The organism is Symplocastrum torsivum, from assembly GCF_059505465.1.
Window position 1 is genome coordinate 73,631 of sequence record NZ_JCACKQ010000115.1, and the last position, 15,312, is coordinate 88,942.

The window sequence follows — 15,312 nt, forward strand, 5'->3', positions numbered from 1 at the left end:
GAGTTCAGCCTTTAACGGATTGCCACCAAAATCCGATCATCCCAACGTTGCCAGATGGTCTCAACCTCGCGAAAACCAGCTTCTTGCAGTGCTGCTACGTGAATTGCCAGCGTCGGTTCATTTTCGGTAGCTCTTGGTGCAAATCGGCGTTGTCGTTCTTCGAGTAATGCTTTGAAATCTGGTTCGTCTGCGATCGCCTGCCACCAGCGTTTCCAGTCTTCTTGATTGTTCTCGATAAACGCCTGCTGTTCCTGTTGCACCTGTACCCTTTTTGCCAAACGGTTGAACGTCTCTAGATGTGGCGGAAAGTAGAGATGATCGCCATTGAGAAACACACCACCAGGACGTACCAGTTGTCCAAGCTGCTGATACAGCTTTACTAGTCGATCGCTTGGTAGCCAATGCAGAGCTGTTGTGCTTAAAACAGCATCAACCTGAGTGTCACCCAGCAACTTTACCCAATCCTCCTGCGTCAAGTCTGCTTCGACCCAGCGTAGGCGATCGCCGATTGTCCCCAATGCCCCTTGACCAATGGCTAACAGAACGGGATCATAATCAACGCCGATACAACGGGCATGGGGAAATCGCTGTAACAACCGCTGACTAATTGCACCCGGACCACACGCCAGATCTAGCGCGGTAAACGATTCTGGCATCGTCAGCGCCAATGCATTGAGCATGACTTGAAACCGTTCTTCTCGTAAGGGCAGATAACCACTCTGCTGAGCATCCCAGCGATGAAGCCAGTGTTGCCAGTTAACTTGAGATTGAAGATTGCTCATAGGAATTAGGAAGCAGATTAGATGGAAAGGATTTGCGATCGCTTGGGTGGGACGGGAGTTGTGCTGCGATTAGCTGCTGAGAATAGGGATGGCTCAACTGATTGAGATTGACAGTATCGAGCGATTCGACAATCTCACCCGATTGCATCACGGCAATGGCATCAGCCAGGTAAGCAACGGCAGTTAAATCGTGGGTAATAAACAGATAGGACAGGCTAAATTGTTGCTTGAGCTGGAGCAGTAAATCAAGAATTTGCGCCTGAATGGACATATCCAGACTGGCAACGGGTTCATCTAGCACAATCAGCTTGGGCTTGAGTGCGATCGCTCTGGCAATGCTGACACGCTGCAACTGTCCGCCACTGAATTGATGGGGATATTTGTTTGCATCACTCGCTGTTAAACCAACCGTTTCTAGGAGATGCATGACTTGCTGAGCAACCTCTGAGTTGGTGAGGTTGAGGTAATTTCGCATCGGTTCACTAATGATGTCTTGAGCCTTCAGCCGGGGATTAACTGCACTAAAACTATCTTGAAAAACGACCTGCATGTTTTGCCGCACCCGATACCACTCTCGGAGTGAAAGGTGTCCCAGTTCCTCTCCTTGAAACCAAATTTCGCCTGCGTCTGGTCGCTCTAACCCCAACACGAGTCGCCCCAAGGTGCTTTTTCCGGCTCCGCTCGCTCCGACGATACCCAGACAAGTGCCAGGCTGAATGTTGATCGAAACCTCTCGAAGTGCCTGAATGATTTGCCGCTTGCCACCCCAGCCCATTCTGAGTTGATAGGTTTTTGTCAAATGACGCACCGACAAAATCATCGCCCTCCCTCCCTACGATGACTTAAGCGAGCGGCAAAGAGCGATCGCGTGTAAGGGTGTTGTGGCTGATCGAAAAGTTGAGCAACAGGAGACTGTTCAACGAATTCACCGTTGTACATCACCGCCACGTCATCCGCCAGTTGAGCAATCACACCCAAGTCATGCGTCACTAACAGAATCGCGCAGTGGGTTTGCTGCTGAAGCTGATCTAATAACTGTAGGATTTGCATTTGCGTAATCACATCCAGAGCCGTAGTGGGTTCATCCGCAATCAACACTTTGGGCTGGAGTGCCAGCGCGATCGCAATCATCACCCGTTGCAACATACCGCCACTCAGTTGAAACGGAAATTGCTGCAAGAGCTGTTGCGGTCGTGTTAACCCGACGGCTGCCAGATGCTCTGTAGCGACTGATCGAGCAGTCGAGCGAGTCAAGGTCTGATGGGAATGCAGCGTGTCAACAAACTGCTGTCCAATCGAAGCGATCGGATTGAAAAAGCTAGCCGGATTTTGCAAAATCATGCCAATTTGCCGCCCCCGAACCTGCCGCATCTCGGCTTCATTCAGTCGAGTAATTTCTGTTCCTGCAAGCTGGATGCTGCCTCGAATAATTGCCGATCTGAATAATCTTAGAATAGACAGACAGGTTGCACTCTTGCCGCAACCGCTTTCACCAATAATGCCCAACACTTTTCCTTGCTGGAGGTGAAAGCTAACACCGCGCACGATTTCGCGATCGCTTACGTCCCGCCTTCGGCGATTGCTGCGTCGTTCGGGTAGCACAGTCCGCAGATGATTCACGCTCAGCAAGGCTTCAACCATTTTGCAATTTTGAGGTGAGGGTTTCCACTTGCACCCGCCGTTCAGTGCGCGGATCGAGCGCATCCCGCAAGGCATCACCCACAAAATTAAACGACAGACTGACGATGAAAATCATTAATCCTGGGTAGAACATGAGTGAGGGAACTCGGCGGAAAAAATCGCGTCCGTCATTTAGCATTGCCCCCCATTCTGCTGTAGGCGGCTGAATGCCCAGTCCGAGAAATGACAAGCCAGCAATATGCAGAATTATGTGGCTCAAGTCGAGGGAAGCCAGAATTGCCAGTTCTGCCAGTGTGTAAGGCACAATATGCCGCAGCATCAGCGGTAACCGTTGGGTGCCAGAAACAATGGCAGCTTTAACAAAATCGCTTTCTTTAACGCTGAGAACGCGGCTTCGCACAATTCGGGCATACCAAGCCCAATGTGATGCCACCAATGCCAACACGAGGTTGAACAGCCCACCACCCAAAATGCCAGCAACTGCCAGCGACAGAATCAGACTGGGAAACGCTAGAAAGACATCGCAGATTCGCATCAGCAAGGTATCGACTTTGCCGCCCACATAGCCTGAAACCATGCCAACGACAAGGCTAATTGCTGTTGTTAATGCCACCACCATCAGGGCAACAGATAACGATACTCGCGATCCATAGATCAACCGGGATAAGATGCATCGTCCCAGATGATCAGTTCCCAGGGGATAGGTGAAACTCGCAGGTTGCAGCTTCTGCATCAGATCGACCTGTAAGGGGTCATGGGGGGCAATCACTGGCGCAAATAAAGCCATGAGTAGAATCACGACGATCAGACTTAACCCAATCCAAGCAATTTTGTGCTGTAGTAATTGACGCAGTAGAGACATCAATGTTTTCTCCGGTTAGTCTTCCTGTTTACCCAAACGAATGCGTGGATCGAGATAGGTGTAAGTTAAATCGATCATCAAATTAATGCACACAAATAGCATGGCAGTTAAGCAAACATAGCACTGCACAACGGGATAATCGCGATTCAGAATTGACTCAACGGCGAAGCGTCCCAATCCTGGTAGTGCAAACACATTTTCAACAATGACGGTGCCTGATAGGAGTTGAGCAATACTCAACCCGAAAACCGTGACAACGGGCAGGATGGCATTCTTCAGCACATAACGACTGACGATCAACCGTTCCAGTAACCCTCTGGCTCTGGCATACAGCACATAGTTTTGACTTAAACTGTCGAGCATACTGCTTCGCAACAGACGGGCATAGATGGCAGCGGGAGTCCAGGCTAAGGTAATGGCAGGCAAAATCCAGTCTGCAAGTGAGCCACGACTCGTCACCGAAAACCAGCCCAGCTTGTAGCTGAACAAATAGAGCAGCAAAAATCCGAGCCAGAAATTTGGCATGGCTGTCCCGGTATAGGTAAATAGGCGACTGGCTTGATCGAACCAACTGTCTCGATACAGGGCTGCTAAAATACCCATCGGTAAACCGATGACTAAAATCAGGGCGGCGGCACAGGTTGTGAGCATCAATGTGGTCGGAGCGTAGTACAACACTGATTGCAGCACGGGTTCATCCGTGACAAACGATCGCCCAAAGTCAAGATGCAGTACTCGCCAGAGCCAGCTTAGATATTGCACTACTAGAGGGCGATCGAGTCCCAGCTTTTCACGCATAGCAGCGATCGCTTCTGGGGTAGTTGGTACATTCATCGAGCGCAGCACAACCGTTGCCGGATCGCTTGGCATCAGTTGAATTAACAAGAATGTGACTAACGAAATGCCGAATAGTACAGGAACAAGTTGTAAGACTCGCTGGAAAACATAGTGCTGTGTCAGTCGCTTCAAGAGAGTTTCACCCATTCCTTAAGATTTACTCAGCTTACTCAGTGGCACTTGATTTGCCTGCGGCATAAATTCAAATCCACTCAGGTTTTTATGCAGAACCGCAATGTTGGTTGAGTAGGAAATGGGCAGGTAAACCGCCTGTTCGTGCAGGCTAGTGAGAATATCGCGATAGAGCTGTTGACGCGCCGTTTCATCAGTGGAGAGTAGCACCTTGCCAATGTTTTGATCGATTTCTGCTTTCATCGGCAGTCCTGATTGAGCTTCGTAGTCAGCGTGCGAGGGTTTTCGCATCGAAGACACCATCGCTTGAGGTTCGTAGGGCGGTCCCCAAGTGTCGTTGAAGATTAAGTTAAACTCACCGCTAGTTTGGCGATCAGACCAGGACTGTTCTTCTTCTCCCAGTAACTTTAGATCTATGCCGACAGCTTTTAGATCGGCTTGAATGGCTTCTGCGATCGCCTTATCCACATTGTTTTTGCCACTAAAGGACAAATCAAGCGTCAACGGCTGCCCGTCTTTTTGGCGAATACTCTGTCCAGTGGGTTGCTGCATCCCGCTTCATTCAACAGGGCTTTTGCTCGCTCCACATCATAGGCATAGGGTTGCAGTCCGATATTGGCGTAGGGGACTTCTGTTGAAAAGTAGGTATCGGCTTTCTTTTCTGTACCGTAGAAAATCGCGGAGATAATCGCATCTTTATTGACGCTATGTTGAATTGCCTGTCGTACTTTCAGGTCTTGTGTCGCTCCGCGAGCAGAATTAATAGCGATCGCACGGGTATTTAGCGGCTGCGAGACTTGTGCCGTATATTGCCCTGAATCGCGCATCTGTTTAAACGAATCGAGGTTAATTTCGCCGTTGCCATAAACCAAATCAAGCTCCCCTTTCTCAAACGCCAGCACTCGCGTCTCCCCATCTGGAATCACCTTGACGGTAATTTGTTCGATTGTTGGTTTTTCACCCCAATAGGTTTCGTTGCGTTTGAAAACCGCCTGATTGTCCTTTTGGTAGTTAGCGAGTGTCCAGGGTCCAGTCCCAATCGGGGCTTTGATGCCCTTTGCGGTCGTGCCGCTGTCGGGAAACGCCGCCGGGGATAAAAAGCGGACTGGACGAATCAACGTCAATTCCTGTAATGCTGGATAATAGGGAGTCTTCAGATACAACTTCAGAACCGAATCGCCTTGGGCTTCAACCCGATCAATCGCATCAATTAATCCCAACCACTCATGCTCTTGGCGATTCTGCAACACCTGATCAAAATTCGCTTTTGCGGCGGTCGCATTAAAGGGTGTACCGTCAGAGAAATTGACCCCCTGCCGCAGTTGAAACGTGATCAACTTACCATCTGGAGCAACGTCCCAGCTTTCTGCCAATCCGGGCCGAATCTTACCCCCGCGACTGTAGTTGACCAATGGCTCAAAAATCATATCTTGAGCGAACATTTGGCTGGGATCATACATATGTGGATTCAGCGGTCCCACATCTTGCGACCAGGAAAAAGTCAGTTCCGAACGTTTGGGGGCTGCTGCTTGCTGCTGCACACAGCTTGGTAGAACAATAACCACTACGGCAGCGATCGCAATCAGCACATAAGTAAAGAACTTTTTCATCGGTGAAGCCTGAAAACAAAGAGTGGGAGCCTCTATAACCCTGCCCCGCATTAATGATTATCATTTCTACGGCTAAGTCACAATGCAGGCAGGGGGGATATTCAGCTACTCTTAAACTTGTTTTCCAATTTCGATTATCTGTCCAGTTGGAAATGACTTATTCAAAACCTATCTAGGTCTGCTGTGAGAGTTTCAGCCCAAAAACTCCAATAGTTTTCAGACAGACACTAGTTGATCAGGTCGTTGCCAAATCAAAAACTTATTTATTAGCTAAATTTTGTCCGGGTCGAAATCATAGCAAGTGCCTCAAGTGAAGCAACTCTTCAGCACTCAGCTAATTTTTGAAAAAATTTGCTTCAATTTGAATAAATAGGGGTGTGACACTTTAAGGTGCCGAAGGTGGGTTTAAACGCAACTGAGTATTAAGAAGCATCGTCCATGCCAAGGACTGAATCTTCTAGTGCCCGTTCGACATCACCTAATTCTTTTTGAGTAGATACGTCAAGTTCTTTGTCATCGTCCGAGTTGGCACTTCTCTCGTACTGTTCAACTACTTCATCGACAGCTTCTTTATTCAATGTCGGGTCGCTAGCGACAGAGGCAGCTTCCTGGTCTTGTTGTCTTGCTTTGTCCTGTGTCATTGCTCAACTCCTGACAGTGTTTTTGGCTTCTCGTCTTAGAATCGCTCCAATTTAGTCAAATGAACATCTATCTGTAGTCACTGTTAAAGGCAGAGCAAGCGCGGAATGGAAAACATTACTGCAAGGTAAACTGTTGAAAGCGGCTTGTAACCTCTAGCCCTCAATTGTTAAAGACAGTGCGCTATGCCTACATTTTTATTAGAAGTTGGTACAGAAGAATTACCTGCAAGCTTTGTCGATGATGCGATCGCACAATGGCAATCGCGCCTTCCCAAATCCCTCAATGAGCAATTCCTTACACAGTCGGCAATTGAGGTTTACGGAACACCCCGCCGCCTTGCCCTCCTGATTAAAGGGCTACCCGCGCAGCAACCTGATCGGGAAGAAGAAGTAAAAGGGCCACCTGCAAAGGCAGCATTCAAAGATGGTCAACCCACACAAGCAGCCGTTGGGTTTGCTCGTAAGCAAGGGGTAGAATTGGATGCCCTGGAAGTAAGAGATACAGACAAAGGAGAATTTGTCTTTGTTCTCAAAAAAACTGCGGGTCGTCCAGCAACCGAAATTTTAACCGAACTGATTCCTCAATGGATTTCCGGGTTGGAAGGAAAGCGGTTTATGCGCTGGGCAAATGGAGACTTCAGGTTTTCCCGACCGATTCGCTGGTTGGTGGCACTGATCGATGATGCTGTGTTGCCAGTTGAGTTGATCAGTGGTGCAGAGATAATTAAAAGCGATCGCATTTCCCGTGGGCATCGCATCTTACATCCAGAACCGATTCACATTCCTCAGGCATTGGATTATGTACAGTCTCTCCACTCTGGCTTTATTGCTGTAGACCCCTCAGAGCGTAGAAGTAACATTCAATCACAAGTGAAGGCAGCCGCTCAAGAGTTGTCTGGTCAGGCACCACTGTATGAGGAATTGTTCGCAGAAGTGACTCACTTAGTGGAATGGCCAACAGCCGTTGTCGGGAAATTTGACCCAGAGTTCTTGAGTCTACCATCAGAGGTCATTACAGAAGTAATGGTGACTCACCAGCGCTACTTCCCTGTGTTCAAGAACGAAGAAAACGGCGAATTACTCCCTTACTTCATTACCATTTCTAACGGTGACCCTGCTAAATCAGAGATTATTGCAGCAGGAAACGAGCGGGTTATTAAAGCTCGATTAGCAGATGGTCAATATTTCTACAAAACCGACTTAGCCTCACCTCTAGCTAGCTACTTACCCAAGTTAGAGAAAGTGACATTTCAGGACGAGTTGGGTTCAGTGCGCCAGAAGGTAGAGCGCATTGAGAAAATTGCAGGTCAAATTGCTGACCAATTACAAGTATCCGCTTCAGAGCGTACTGATATTTTACGGGCGGCTTTGCTTTGTAAAGCTGACCTCGTTACCCAGATGGTCTACGAGTTTCCTGAATTGCAAGGGGTAATGGGTTCCAAATATGCAGCAGTTAGTGGAGAATCAGAGGCAGTAGCAACAGCAATTTTTGAGCATTATTTACCCAAAGGAGCGGGGGATAAGCTACCTCAAACACTGACAGGTCGAGTTGTAGGATTAGCTGACCGTCTGGATACTTTGGTGAGTATCTTCGGACTGGGGATGCTACCAACAGGCTCCTCTGACCCTTTCGCTTTGCGTCGTGCCGCGAATGCGGTGATTAATATTACTTGGGATGCTGACTTACCTATCAACTTACAGCAGTTATTAACCCAAGTTGCGGCAGATTTTATCGCCACCTTTTCTAAACAAGAGTCACCCGTTGCTGCTTTAGAAGAATTTTTCTTGCAACGCATTCGCACACTGCTACAAGAAGAACGCCGTATTGACTATGACTTGGTAAATGCAGTTCTGGGAGAGAATGATGCTGAATATACGGAACGGGCACTCAAAGATTTGTTGGATGTACGCGATCGCGCCTTGTTCCTCCAGTCCATCCGTAATAACAGTAAGCTAGAAGAAATTTACGAAACCGTTAACCGTTCTACCCGTTTAGCCGCTCAAGGGGATTTGGATACTACCCGGTTAGAACCCAGTTCTCTGGTGAATCCAGAATTATTCCAAAAGTCTTCAGAACAAGCCTTCTACGATGCCCTTGTAAAATTAGTTCCGCAGACTCAGGCGGCTCAACAACAGCGGAATTACCAACAACTGGTAGACGCTTTAGCAAATATTGCTCCTACAGTTAGCACCTTCTTTGATGGCGCTGACAGTGTTTTGGTAATAGACCCCGATCCAGAAATCCGACGTAATCGTTTAAATCTATTAGGGTTACTGCGGAATCATGCGCGTGTACTGGCTGATTTTGGCGCGATCGTGAAAAGTTAGAGTTATAGCGGTTCTCATATGGATGAGGTACAAATTTCTGGGTTTTTGGGAATGGGGAATTGGGAATGGGGAATTGGGAATGGGGAATTGGGAATTGGGAATTGGGAATTGGGAATTGGCAATGGCATGGTTCCCTGGATAGTATGGGGGATGCTCAACCAGGGACTTCTGCCTTTTAATTTATGCCCAATGCTCAGGTAATTGGTTTAGGACGCTCCGGAATCGCCGCCGCACGTCTCCTTCAGCAGGAAGGTTGGGAGGTGATACTGAGTGACCGCAATACCTCCGAAACCCTACACCAACAACAACAGGAACTTTTAAGTCAAGGTATTACCGTCAAGCTAGGTTATTCCTTGGCGCTAAACGACTCAGACTTACCGCAACTCATTGTCGTCAGCCCCGGTGTTCCTTGGGATATTCCTGTATTGGTTGAAGCGAGAAACCGAGGTATCGATACGATTGGTGAGATGGAACTGGCTTGGCGACATCTCCAATCGATTCCTTGGGTAGGTATCACTGGCACGAATGGCAAAACCACAACGACTGCCTTGATTGCGGCAATTTTCCAAACGGCTGGATTTCAGGCTCCTGCTTGCGGCAACATTGGCTATGCTGCGTGTGAAGTTGCTTTGTCAGTTTCTACTCCCCCAACCCCTTACCAAGGAGGGGCAAAGGCAGAGTTGGACAAGGGACAACAAACAAATGTGGATTGGGTAATTGCGGAGGTTAGTAGTTATCAAATTGAATCTTCGCGTGACCTTGCACCTCAGATTGGTGTTTGGACAACATTTACACCCGACCACCTTAGCCGTCATCAGACACTAGAAAATTACTACGACATCAAAGCCAAACTCTTAAAGCGATCGCATAACCAAGTCTTCAACGGTGATGACCCTTATCTACGCAATATGGGTATTAATCACTGGCCTGATGCTTATTGGACTAGTGTAAAAGGCAAAGAGTATTTATTAGGCGATCCACAACGGGGAATCTACATCGAAGATGGCTGGGTAATCGCCCAGAATGAGCCAATTGTGCAGACAGCATCTCTGCGGATGGTGGGCGAACACAATCAGCAGAATTTGTTGATGGCAGTCGCCACCGCACGGTTAGCAGGTATTGAGAAAGAGGCAATCCAAAAAGCGATCGCAAATTTCCCCGGTGTTCCCCATCGCCTCGAACATATCATCACTCTTGCGGGAATTGACTTCATCAATGACAGTAAAGCCACTAACTACGATGCCGCAGAGGTTGGATTAGCCTCGGTTGCAACGCCTACTATCCTAATTGCGGGTGGTGAAGCGAAAGCGGGTGATGATACCCGTTGGATTGAAGCAATTCAAGCAAAAGCGGCGGCTGTCTTACTCATCGGTGATGCTGCGACTGCCTTTGCCGAACGTTTGAAGCAAGCTGGTTATGATCGATACGAGATTGTCGAAACAATGGTGCTGGCTGTGCCGAGGGCGGCTGAACTTGCCCAACAGTATGATGCCCGTGTGGTTCTACTTTCACCCGCTTGCGCGAGTTTCGACCAGTATCAAAGCTTTGAGCATCGGGGCGATGATTTCCGTCAATTGTGCCAGCAGTTGCTGCATTAGTGCGATCGCTCGTCTTTAGTTAACACTCTCATCTCAGAGGAAGTCAATGGGTGCTATGGTTTCGGTCATTTAGACGTGGCATAAAAATGTTATTTGTTGTTGGTTATTGGTTATTTATATAATTCTTTAACAAACAACAAACAACATTCATCGCTCTAATCACCGCCGGAAATCCTGCAGACAGATGTTTCCTTGCTTTGAAGTTGATAGATTGAAGCTATATCTAGAAAATAGAAATAACAGAGAGACTGAAGCTTTGCACGCTTAGGGCATTGAAACAGGATCGGAGAATCTGGAACCTTAACAAAAGAATGATACGAACTGACCGAGAAAACCTTGGCTATAGCGCCGCTGTCATAGGCATTATGGTAGCACTGATACTGTTATGGTCAGGGGTGTCGCAAGATCTCTTAGCTGGGAACGGTTTTATTCCCCACGGGCATTGCTACCTGTGGAAACCAGGGTTAGTCTGGCTCCATGCTGCCTCAGATTCTCTAATCGCCCTGGCTTACGTCGCCATTTCAGCCACGCTTGCCTACTTGGTTCATAAAACTCGTAAAGAAATCCCATTTCATTGGATGTTCCTTGCCTTTGGTTCTTTCATCGTTGCCTGTGCTAGTACCCATTTTATGGATGTCTGGACATTGTGGCGACCCGTCTATTGGCTATCAGGAGGACTGAAAGCGCTGACTGCTGTAGCATCCATAACCACAGCGATCGCTTTACCGCCATTAGTACCAAAGGCGCTGGCACTGATTCAAGAAGCCAAGCTCTCTGAAGAACGCCGCTTGCACTTGGAGACAGCAAACCAAGAGTTGGAGACACTCTACGGCAAGCTAAAGGAACTTGACCAACTCAAAACTCAATTCTTCGCCAATGTCAGCCATGAGCTACGGACTCCCCTAGCTCTAATCTTAGGATCGACTGAGAAGCTGCTGACAGCAGGAGGACTACACGAGGAGCAACGTCACGACCTGGAAGTGGTAGACCGTAACGCCCGCCTCCTCCTCAAACAGGTTAATGACCTGCTTGATGTCTCCAAACTGGAGGCAGGGAAGATGGACATCGACTACGTTGAAGTTGACTTGGCGCAACTAGTACGCCTGACGGCTGCTAACTTCGACGGATTGGCACCAGAGCGTCAAATATCCTTTGCCATTGAGACACCAGAGTCTGTCTTTGCACAGGTCGATGCCCACAAGGTGCAGCGCGTCCTCTTAAACCTCCTCTCCAATGCCTTTAAGTTCACTCCCCAAGGTGGGCGTATCCACTGCGTCTTGTCTAGCCATCCCAACCCGACTGATCAATTAAAAGAGGGTGCTGTAGTTGAGCGTGCCGTAATTGCAATCTCTGATAGTGGTCCAGGAGTGCCGAACGAGCTACGGGAAAAGATTTTCGAGCGCTTCAGCCAAGGGGATGGAGGGTCTACTCGTCGCTTTGGTGGTACTGGGTTAGGGTTAGCGATTGTCAAAGAATTTGTGGAGCTACATGGCGGCACAATCAGAGTTAGTGATGCTCTAGGCGGGGGAGCTATCTTTACAGTCGAGCTACCGCTCGTTGCTCCGCCAGAGTCGAGAGTGTCTAAGACGGGAGGCGAACCGAGTAATGCGGAAGAAATCGCTCTTCCCGTGCTGGAGCAACTACGCACTTCTAGTCAGAAGATTGGCACAACTTCGGAGCCGGAGGCGGGGAAACCGTTGGTACTGGTGATCGAAGACAATCCAGAAATGAATCAGTTCGTTGAACAAACCTTAGCAACTGAATATCGCACTGCTACTAGCTTTAATGGTCAGGAGGGTTTGGAGAATGCGATCGCACTGCATCCCGATCTCATCCTCAGCGACGTGATGATGCCCCAAATGAGTGGCGACAAGTTAGTGCAGCAGCTACGAACTCACCCCGAACTGGATACTACCCCAATTATTCTTCTTACCGCTAAGGCAGATGACCAACTAAGAGTGCAGCTTTTGCGCTCTGGCGCTCAGGACTACCTGATGAAACCTTTCTCGATTGAGGAGCTACGAGCGCGAGTTGGTAACCTGATTGCGATCAAGCGGGTTCGAGATTTATTGCAACAGGAGTTAGACAGCCAAAATCAAGATTTGGAAGTATTGGCACAGGAAGTCACCCTCGGCAGGAGGGAGTTACAAATCGCCCTAGAAACCTTACAGGAGCAGACACAGGAATTAGAGGAAGCGAACCGCTTGAAGGATGAGTTTTTAGCTATTGTCTCTCACGAACTGCGTACTCCCCTCAACGCTGTCCTTTTAGGCGCTCAAATCTTGCGTAACCGCAAGCCGAATGAATCAACAAAAGCTCGTGCCCTTGAGACAATCGAGCGCAATGCTAAGTTACAAATACAACTCGTTGAAAATCTCTTAGATATCTCACGTCTGCTTCGAGGAAAGCTCCTCCTGGATAAGCATCCAGTTGCGCTTAAACCCATTATTGAAGCCGCTGTTAGTACTGTGCAGACAGCGAGTGAGGCGAAAGCGATTCAACTTGAGTCTTTCCTTGATACCTCAGTCGGTTTGGTTTCCGGACAGCCAGACCGTTTGCAACAGATTGTTGAAAGTTTATTAACTAATGCAATTAAATTTACTGCAAAAGGTGGGCGAGTTGATATTCGACTTGAGTGCCAAAATGATCAGGCTCGGATTCAGGTCAACGATACAGGTATTGGTATCAGTGCTGAGTTTCTACCTCATGTTTTTGATTACTTCCGTCAAGGAGATAGTTCAAGGACAAGAACGCATGGTGGATTAGGGCTGGGCTTAGCAATTGTACGGCAATTGGTACAACTCCATGATGGGAAAATCCAAGTAGAAAGTCCCGGAGTTGGACAAGGCGCAACATTTACAGTTACTCTCCCCCTAACAGTTACGCCCAAGCCAATCCGCTATCTTGGCTGAATCAGCAGGTCAAGCCATTGCTTGCTCAAAACGCTTGTTCACTTCATTCCAGTTAACAACATTCCACCAAGCGTTTAAATAATCAGCCCGTTTGTTTTGGTATTTCAAGTAATAGGCGTGTTCCCAAACATCGTTGCCCATAATTGGAAAACTACCCTCCATCAATGGGCTATCTTGGTTTTGTGTACTGGTTACGGCTAGCTTGCCATCTTGAGTACGAACGAGCCAAGCCCAACCACTACCAAAACGTTTGGCTCCAGCATCATTAAATTGCTTTTTGAACTCATCAAAACTACCAAAGTTCGATTGAATTGCTGTTGCGATCGCACCTGTTGGTTCTCCACCACCATTGGAACTCATGATTTCCCAAAACATTGTGTGGTTGATATGACCGCCACCATTGTTGCGTATCGTTGTCCGAATATCTTCGGGTATGGAATTGAGGTCACTAATTAATTGTTCTACACTCTTGCTTTTTAAGTCCGGGTACTTATTTACCGCATCATTCAAGTTTTTGACATAAGCTGCATGGTGCCGATCATGGTGGAACTGCATTGTCGCTGCATCAATGTGCGGTTCCAGAGCACTGTAATCATAGGGTAGAGGTGGCAGTTGGAAGGTATCACCCGTTTGATTTTGCTTTGTGCCTCCAAGGGATTTCAAAAGCGGTTGAGCGACAGAGGGTAATGTTCCTAAAGCTGCTGCCCCTGTAGTGGCACCTAGTAAAAGTAGAAAATTGCGACGATTAAGAGCCATAAGAAGTTAAAACTTGACAGGGTTAGTTTCAAGTTTTACATATTCCTTTCCCGCAGCTCCCCGACTTCTCTGATTAGATGCAGCAATCAAGGTTTCAACAAAGAAGTCGGCCATCTGAATAGCTGAGTCTTTGAAGCTTTATCACCCCTGGACTGGTAGTCTTAGCTCAAGAACACTTGGGAATGAGTCTACATGAGCGAACTACAAGCATTGATTTTTGACGTTGATGGAACGTTAGCAGATACTGAACGGGATGGTCACCGAGTTGCTTTTAATCGTGCTTTTGCTGAAGCGGGGTTAGATTGGGACTGGACAACCTCGTTGTATGGTGAATTACTAGCAATCACAGGTGGTAAGGAACGCATTCGCTTTTACTTGGAGCAGTATCTACCCGATTTTGAGCCAGCTACAGATTTAGATAGCTTTATCGCTAACCTACACGCGGCTAAGAGTAAGTATTATCACTCAGTATTAGCGGAAGGAGCAATTCCCTTACGTCCTGGCGTGGAACGATTGCTCAAAGAAGCGCGTGAGCAAGATGTGCGTTTAGCGATCGCAACAACAACTACCCCGTCGAATGTCACTACGTTATTAGAACAGACGCTTGGTTCAGATAGCCCATCTTGGTTTGAAGTCATTGCGGCTGGTGACATCGTGCCTGCAAAAAAGCCCGCCCCAGATATTTATCAATATGCGTTGCAGGAGATGAACCTACAAGCACAGGACTGCCTTGCTTTTGAGGATTCGCACCACGGTTTGACATCGGCTTCTCAAATAGGATTAAAAACAGTTGTTACCGTCAACGATTACACGCAAGACCAAGATTTTACTGGGGCAATACTGGTGTTAAGTGATTTCGGAGAACCGAATCAACCTTTTAAAGTTCTTGCTGGTGATGCTGGAGATAAAAGTTATCTAGACATGGCACTCGCGCATCGCTTGCTCACTAGCCAAGGCTAAGAGAATAAAAGCCTGTTCCCTTCTGCCTTCTGCCTTCCTCCAACGACAAATATTAATGCCGACCTACTTACGTGCTTAGCAAGTGTGCTAAAGTACCAAAATCTAATCGGTTCTTGTGGGGGTCAGCCACCAGAGGTAACGGGGAAAGCTCGGTGTAAATCCGGCGCTGTACCGCAGCTGTAATTAGTTCACAGATTGTGAACAAGAAAGCCAGAATGCCCACCGATATGGTTATAACTTCTGATGTGCGAGA

General features: G+C 47.9%; 14 protein-coding genes and 1 riboswitch. Of the genes, 5 read left to right on the forward strand and 9 right to left on the reverse strand.

Going from position 1 to position 15,312, the window contains the following annotated elements; all coding sequences use genetic code 11:
* Window positions 1-11 precede the first annotated feature (11 nt).
* From AC5JL3_RS27890 to AC5JL3_RS27925, 8 genes are all read right to left on the reverse strand, one after another.
* Window positions 12-782 carry a class I SAM-dependent methyltransferase gene (locus AC5JL3_RS27890; protein ID WP_496077555.1) on the reverse strand — a complete coding sequence of 257 codons (771 nt, stop codon included), beginning with the start codon at window positions 780-782 and terminating at the stop codon, window positions 12-14.
* On the reverse strand, window positions 757-1,602 hold the full coding sequence (locus AC5JL3_RS27895; protein ID WP_496077556.1) for an ATP-binding cassette domain-containing protein: 846 nt from the start codon (window positions 1,600-1,602) through the stop codon (window positions 757-759). Before AC5JL3_RS27895 ends, AC5JL3_RS27890 begins: the two co-directional genes overlap by 26 nt.
* Complete coding sequence (locus AC5JL3_RS27900) at window positions 1,599-2,423, reverse strand: ABC transporter ATP-binding protein (RefSeq protein ID WP_496077557.1); 825 nt, start codon at window positions 2,421-2,423, stop codon at window positions 1,599-1,601. Before AC5JL3_RS27900 ends, AC5JL3_RS27895 begins: the two co-directional genes overlap by 4 nt.
* A complete protein-coding gene (nikC, locus tag AC5JL3_RS27905) occupies window positions 2,416-3,285 on the reverse strand; it encodes a nickel ABC transporter permease subunit NikC (protein WP_496077558.1) in 870 nt (289 codons plus the stop codon). Before nikC ends, AC5JL3_RS27900 begins: the two co-directional genes overlap by 8 nt.
* Before the next feature lie 15 nt (window positions 3,286-3,300).
* On the reverse strand, window positions 3,301-4,269 hold the full coding sequence (gene nikB / locus AC5JL3_RS27910) for a nickel ABC transporter permease (protein ID WP_496077559.1): 969 nt from the start codon (window positions 4,267-4,269) through the stop codon (window positions 3,301-3,303).
* A gap of 3 nt (window positions 4,270-4,272) precedes the next feature.
* Window positions 4,273-4,806: an ABC transporter substrate-binding protein gene (locus AC5JL3_RS27915; RefSeq protein WP_496077560.1), complete on the reverse strand. Its 534-nt coding sequence runs from the start codon at window positions 4,804-4,806 to the stop codon at window positions 4,273-4,275.
* A complete protein-coding gene (gene nikA, locus AC5JL3_RS27920; RefSeq protein ID WP_496077561.1) occupies window positions 4,755-5,864 on the reverse strand; it encodes a nickel ABC transporter substrate-binding protein in 1,110 nt (369 codons plus the stop codon). The genes AC5JL3_RS27915 and nikA overlap by 52 nt, the downstream gene beginning before the upstream one ends.
* Window positions 5,865-6,286: 422 nt before the next feature.
* On the reverse strand, window positions 6,287-6,505 hold the full coding sequence (locus AC5JL3_RS27925; RefSeq protein WP_496077562.1) for a hypothetical protein: 219 nt from the start codon (window positions 6,503-6,505) through the stop codon (window positions 6,287-6,289).
* A gap of 183 nt (window positions 6,506-6,688) precedes the next feature.
* Between AC5JL3_RS27925 and glyS the strand changes: the two genes are divergently transcribed.
* The 4 genes from glyS to AC5JL3_RS27945 all read left to right on the forward strand — a co-directional run bounded on the left by glyS (window position 6,689) and on the right by AC5JL3_RS27945 (window position 13,343).
* Window positions 6,689-8,833, forward strand: a complete 2,145-nt coding sequence (glyS, locus tag AC5JL3_RS27930) for a glycine--tRNA ligase subunit beta (RefSeq protein WP_496077563.1) — start codon at window positions 6,689-6,691, stop codon at window positions 8,831-8,833.
* Between the two features lie 18 nt (window positions 8,834-8,851).
* Window positions 8,852-9,034, forward strand: coding sequence for a hypothetical protein (locus AC5JL3_RS27935; RefSeq protein ID WP_496077564.1), 183 nt, complete (start codon window positions 8,852-8,854; stop codon window positions 9,032-9,034).
* Window positions 9,016-10,431 (forward strand): UDP-N-acetylmuramoyl-L-alanine--D-glutamate ligase, encoded by a 1,416-nt coding sequence (gene murD / locus AC5JL3_RS27940; RefSeq protein WP_496077565.1) that lies wholly within the window; start codon window positions 9,016-9,018, stop codon window positions 10,429-10,431. Before AC5JL3_RS27935 ends, murD begins: the two co-directional genes overlap by 19 nt.
* A 311-nt stretch (window positions 10,432-10,742) precedes the next feature.
* A complete protein-coding gene (locus AC5JL3_RS27945; RefSeq protein ID WP_496077566.1) occupies window positions 10,743-13,343 on the forward strand; it encodes an ATP-binding response regulator in 2,601 nt (866 codons plus the stop codon).
* A 9-nt stretch (window positions 13,344-13,352) separates the two neighbouring features.
* On the opposite strand, the gene AC5JL3_RS27950 is transcribed toward AC5JL3_RS27945, so the two are convergent.
* Window positions 13,353-14,099 carry a superoxide dismutase gene (locus AC5JL3_RS27950; RefSeq protein ID WP_496077567.1) on the reverse strand — a complete coding sequence of 249 codons (747 nt, stop codon included), beginning with the start codon at window positions 14,097-14,099 and terminating at the stop codon, window positions 13,353-13,355.
* 192 nt (window positions 14,100-14,291) lie between these two features.
* Between AC5JL3_RS27950 and AC5JL3_RS27955 the strand changes: the two genes are divergently transcribed.
* A complete protein-coding gene (locus AC5JL3_RS27955; RefSeq protein ID WP_496077568.1) occupies window positions 14,292-15,059 on the forward strand; it encodes an HAD-IA family hydrolase in 768 nt (255 codons plus the stop codon).
* Window positions 15,060-15,149: 90 nt separating this feature from the next.
* Window positions 15,150-15,300, forward strand: a riboswitch (cobalamin riboswitch).
* The last annotated feature ends 12 nt before the right edge of the window (window positions 15,301-15,312 follow it).

What these genes read in the sequence shown, in the direction of transcription:
- AC5JL3_RS27890 (WP_496077555.1), bottom strand. Translation starts at nt 782, where the DNA reads ATGAGCAATCTTCAATCTCAAGTTAACTGGCAACACTGGCTTCATCGC.
- AC5JL3_RS27895 (WP_496077556.1), bottom strand. Translation starts at nt 1,602, where the DNA reads ATGATTTTGTCGGTGCGTCATTTGACAAAAACCTATCAACTCAGAATG.
- AC5JL3_RS27900 (WP_496077557.1), bottom strand. Translation starts at nt 2,423, where the DNA reads ATGGTTGAAGCCTTGCTGAGCGTGAATCATCTGCGGACTGTGCTACCC.
- nikC (WP_496077558.1), bottom strand. Translation starts at nt 3,285, where the DNA reads ATGTCTCTACTGCGTCAATTACTACAGCACAAAATTGCTTGGATTGGG.
- nikB (WP_496077559.1), bottom strand. Translation starts at nt 4,269, where the DNA reads ATGGGTGAAACTCTCTTGAAGCGACTGACACAGCACTATGTTTTCCAG.
- AC5JL3_RS27915 (WP_496077560.1), bottom strand. Translation starts at nt 4,806, where the DNA reads ATGCAGCAACCCACTGGACAGAGTATTCGCCAAAAAGACGGGCAGCCG.
- nikA (WP_496077561.1), bottom strand. Translation starts at nt 5,864, where the DNA reads ATGAAAAAGTTCTTTACTTATGTGCTGATTGCGATCGCTGCCGTAGTG.
- AC5JL3_RS27925 (WP_496077562.1), bottom strand. Translation starts at nt 6,505, where the DNA reads ATGACACAGGACAAAGCAAGACAACAAGACCAGGAAGCTGCCTCTGTC.
- glyS (WP_496077563.1), top strand. Translation starts at nt 6,689, where the DNA reads ATGCCTACATTTTTATTAGAAGTTGGTACAGAAGAATTACCTGCAAGC.
- AC5JL3_RS27935 (WP_496077564.1), top strand. Translation starts at nt 8,852, where the DNA reads ATGGATGAGGTACAAATTTCTGGGTTTTTGGGAATGGGGAATTGGGAA.
- murD (WP_496077565.1), top strand. Translation starts at nt 9,016, where the DNA reads ATGCCCAATGCTCAGGTAATTGGTTTAGGACGCTCCGGAATCGCCGCC.
- AC5JL3_RS27945 (WP_496077566.1), top strand. Translation starts at nt 10,743, where the DNA reads ATGATACGAACTGACCGAGAAAACCTTGGCTATAGCGCCGCTGTCATA.
- AC5JL3_RS27950 (WP_496077567.1), bottom strand. Translation starts at nt 14,099, where the DNA reads ATGGCTCTTAATCGTCGCAATTTTCTACTTTTACTAGGTGCCACTACA.
- AC5JL3_RS27955 (WP_496077568.1), top strand. Translation starts at nt 14,292, where the DNA reads ATGAGCGAACTACAAGCATTGATTTTTGACGTTGATGGAACGTTAGCA.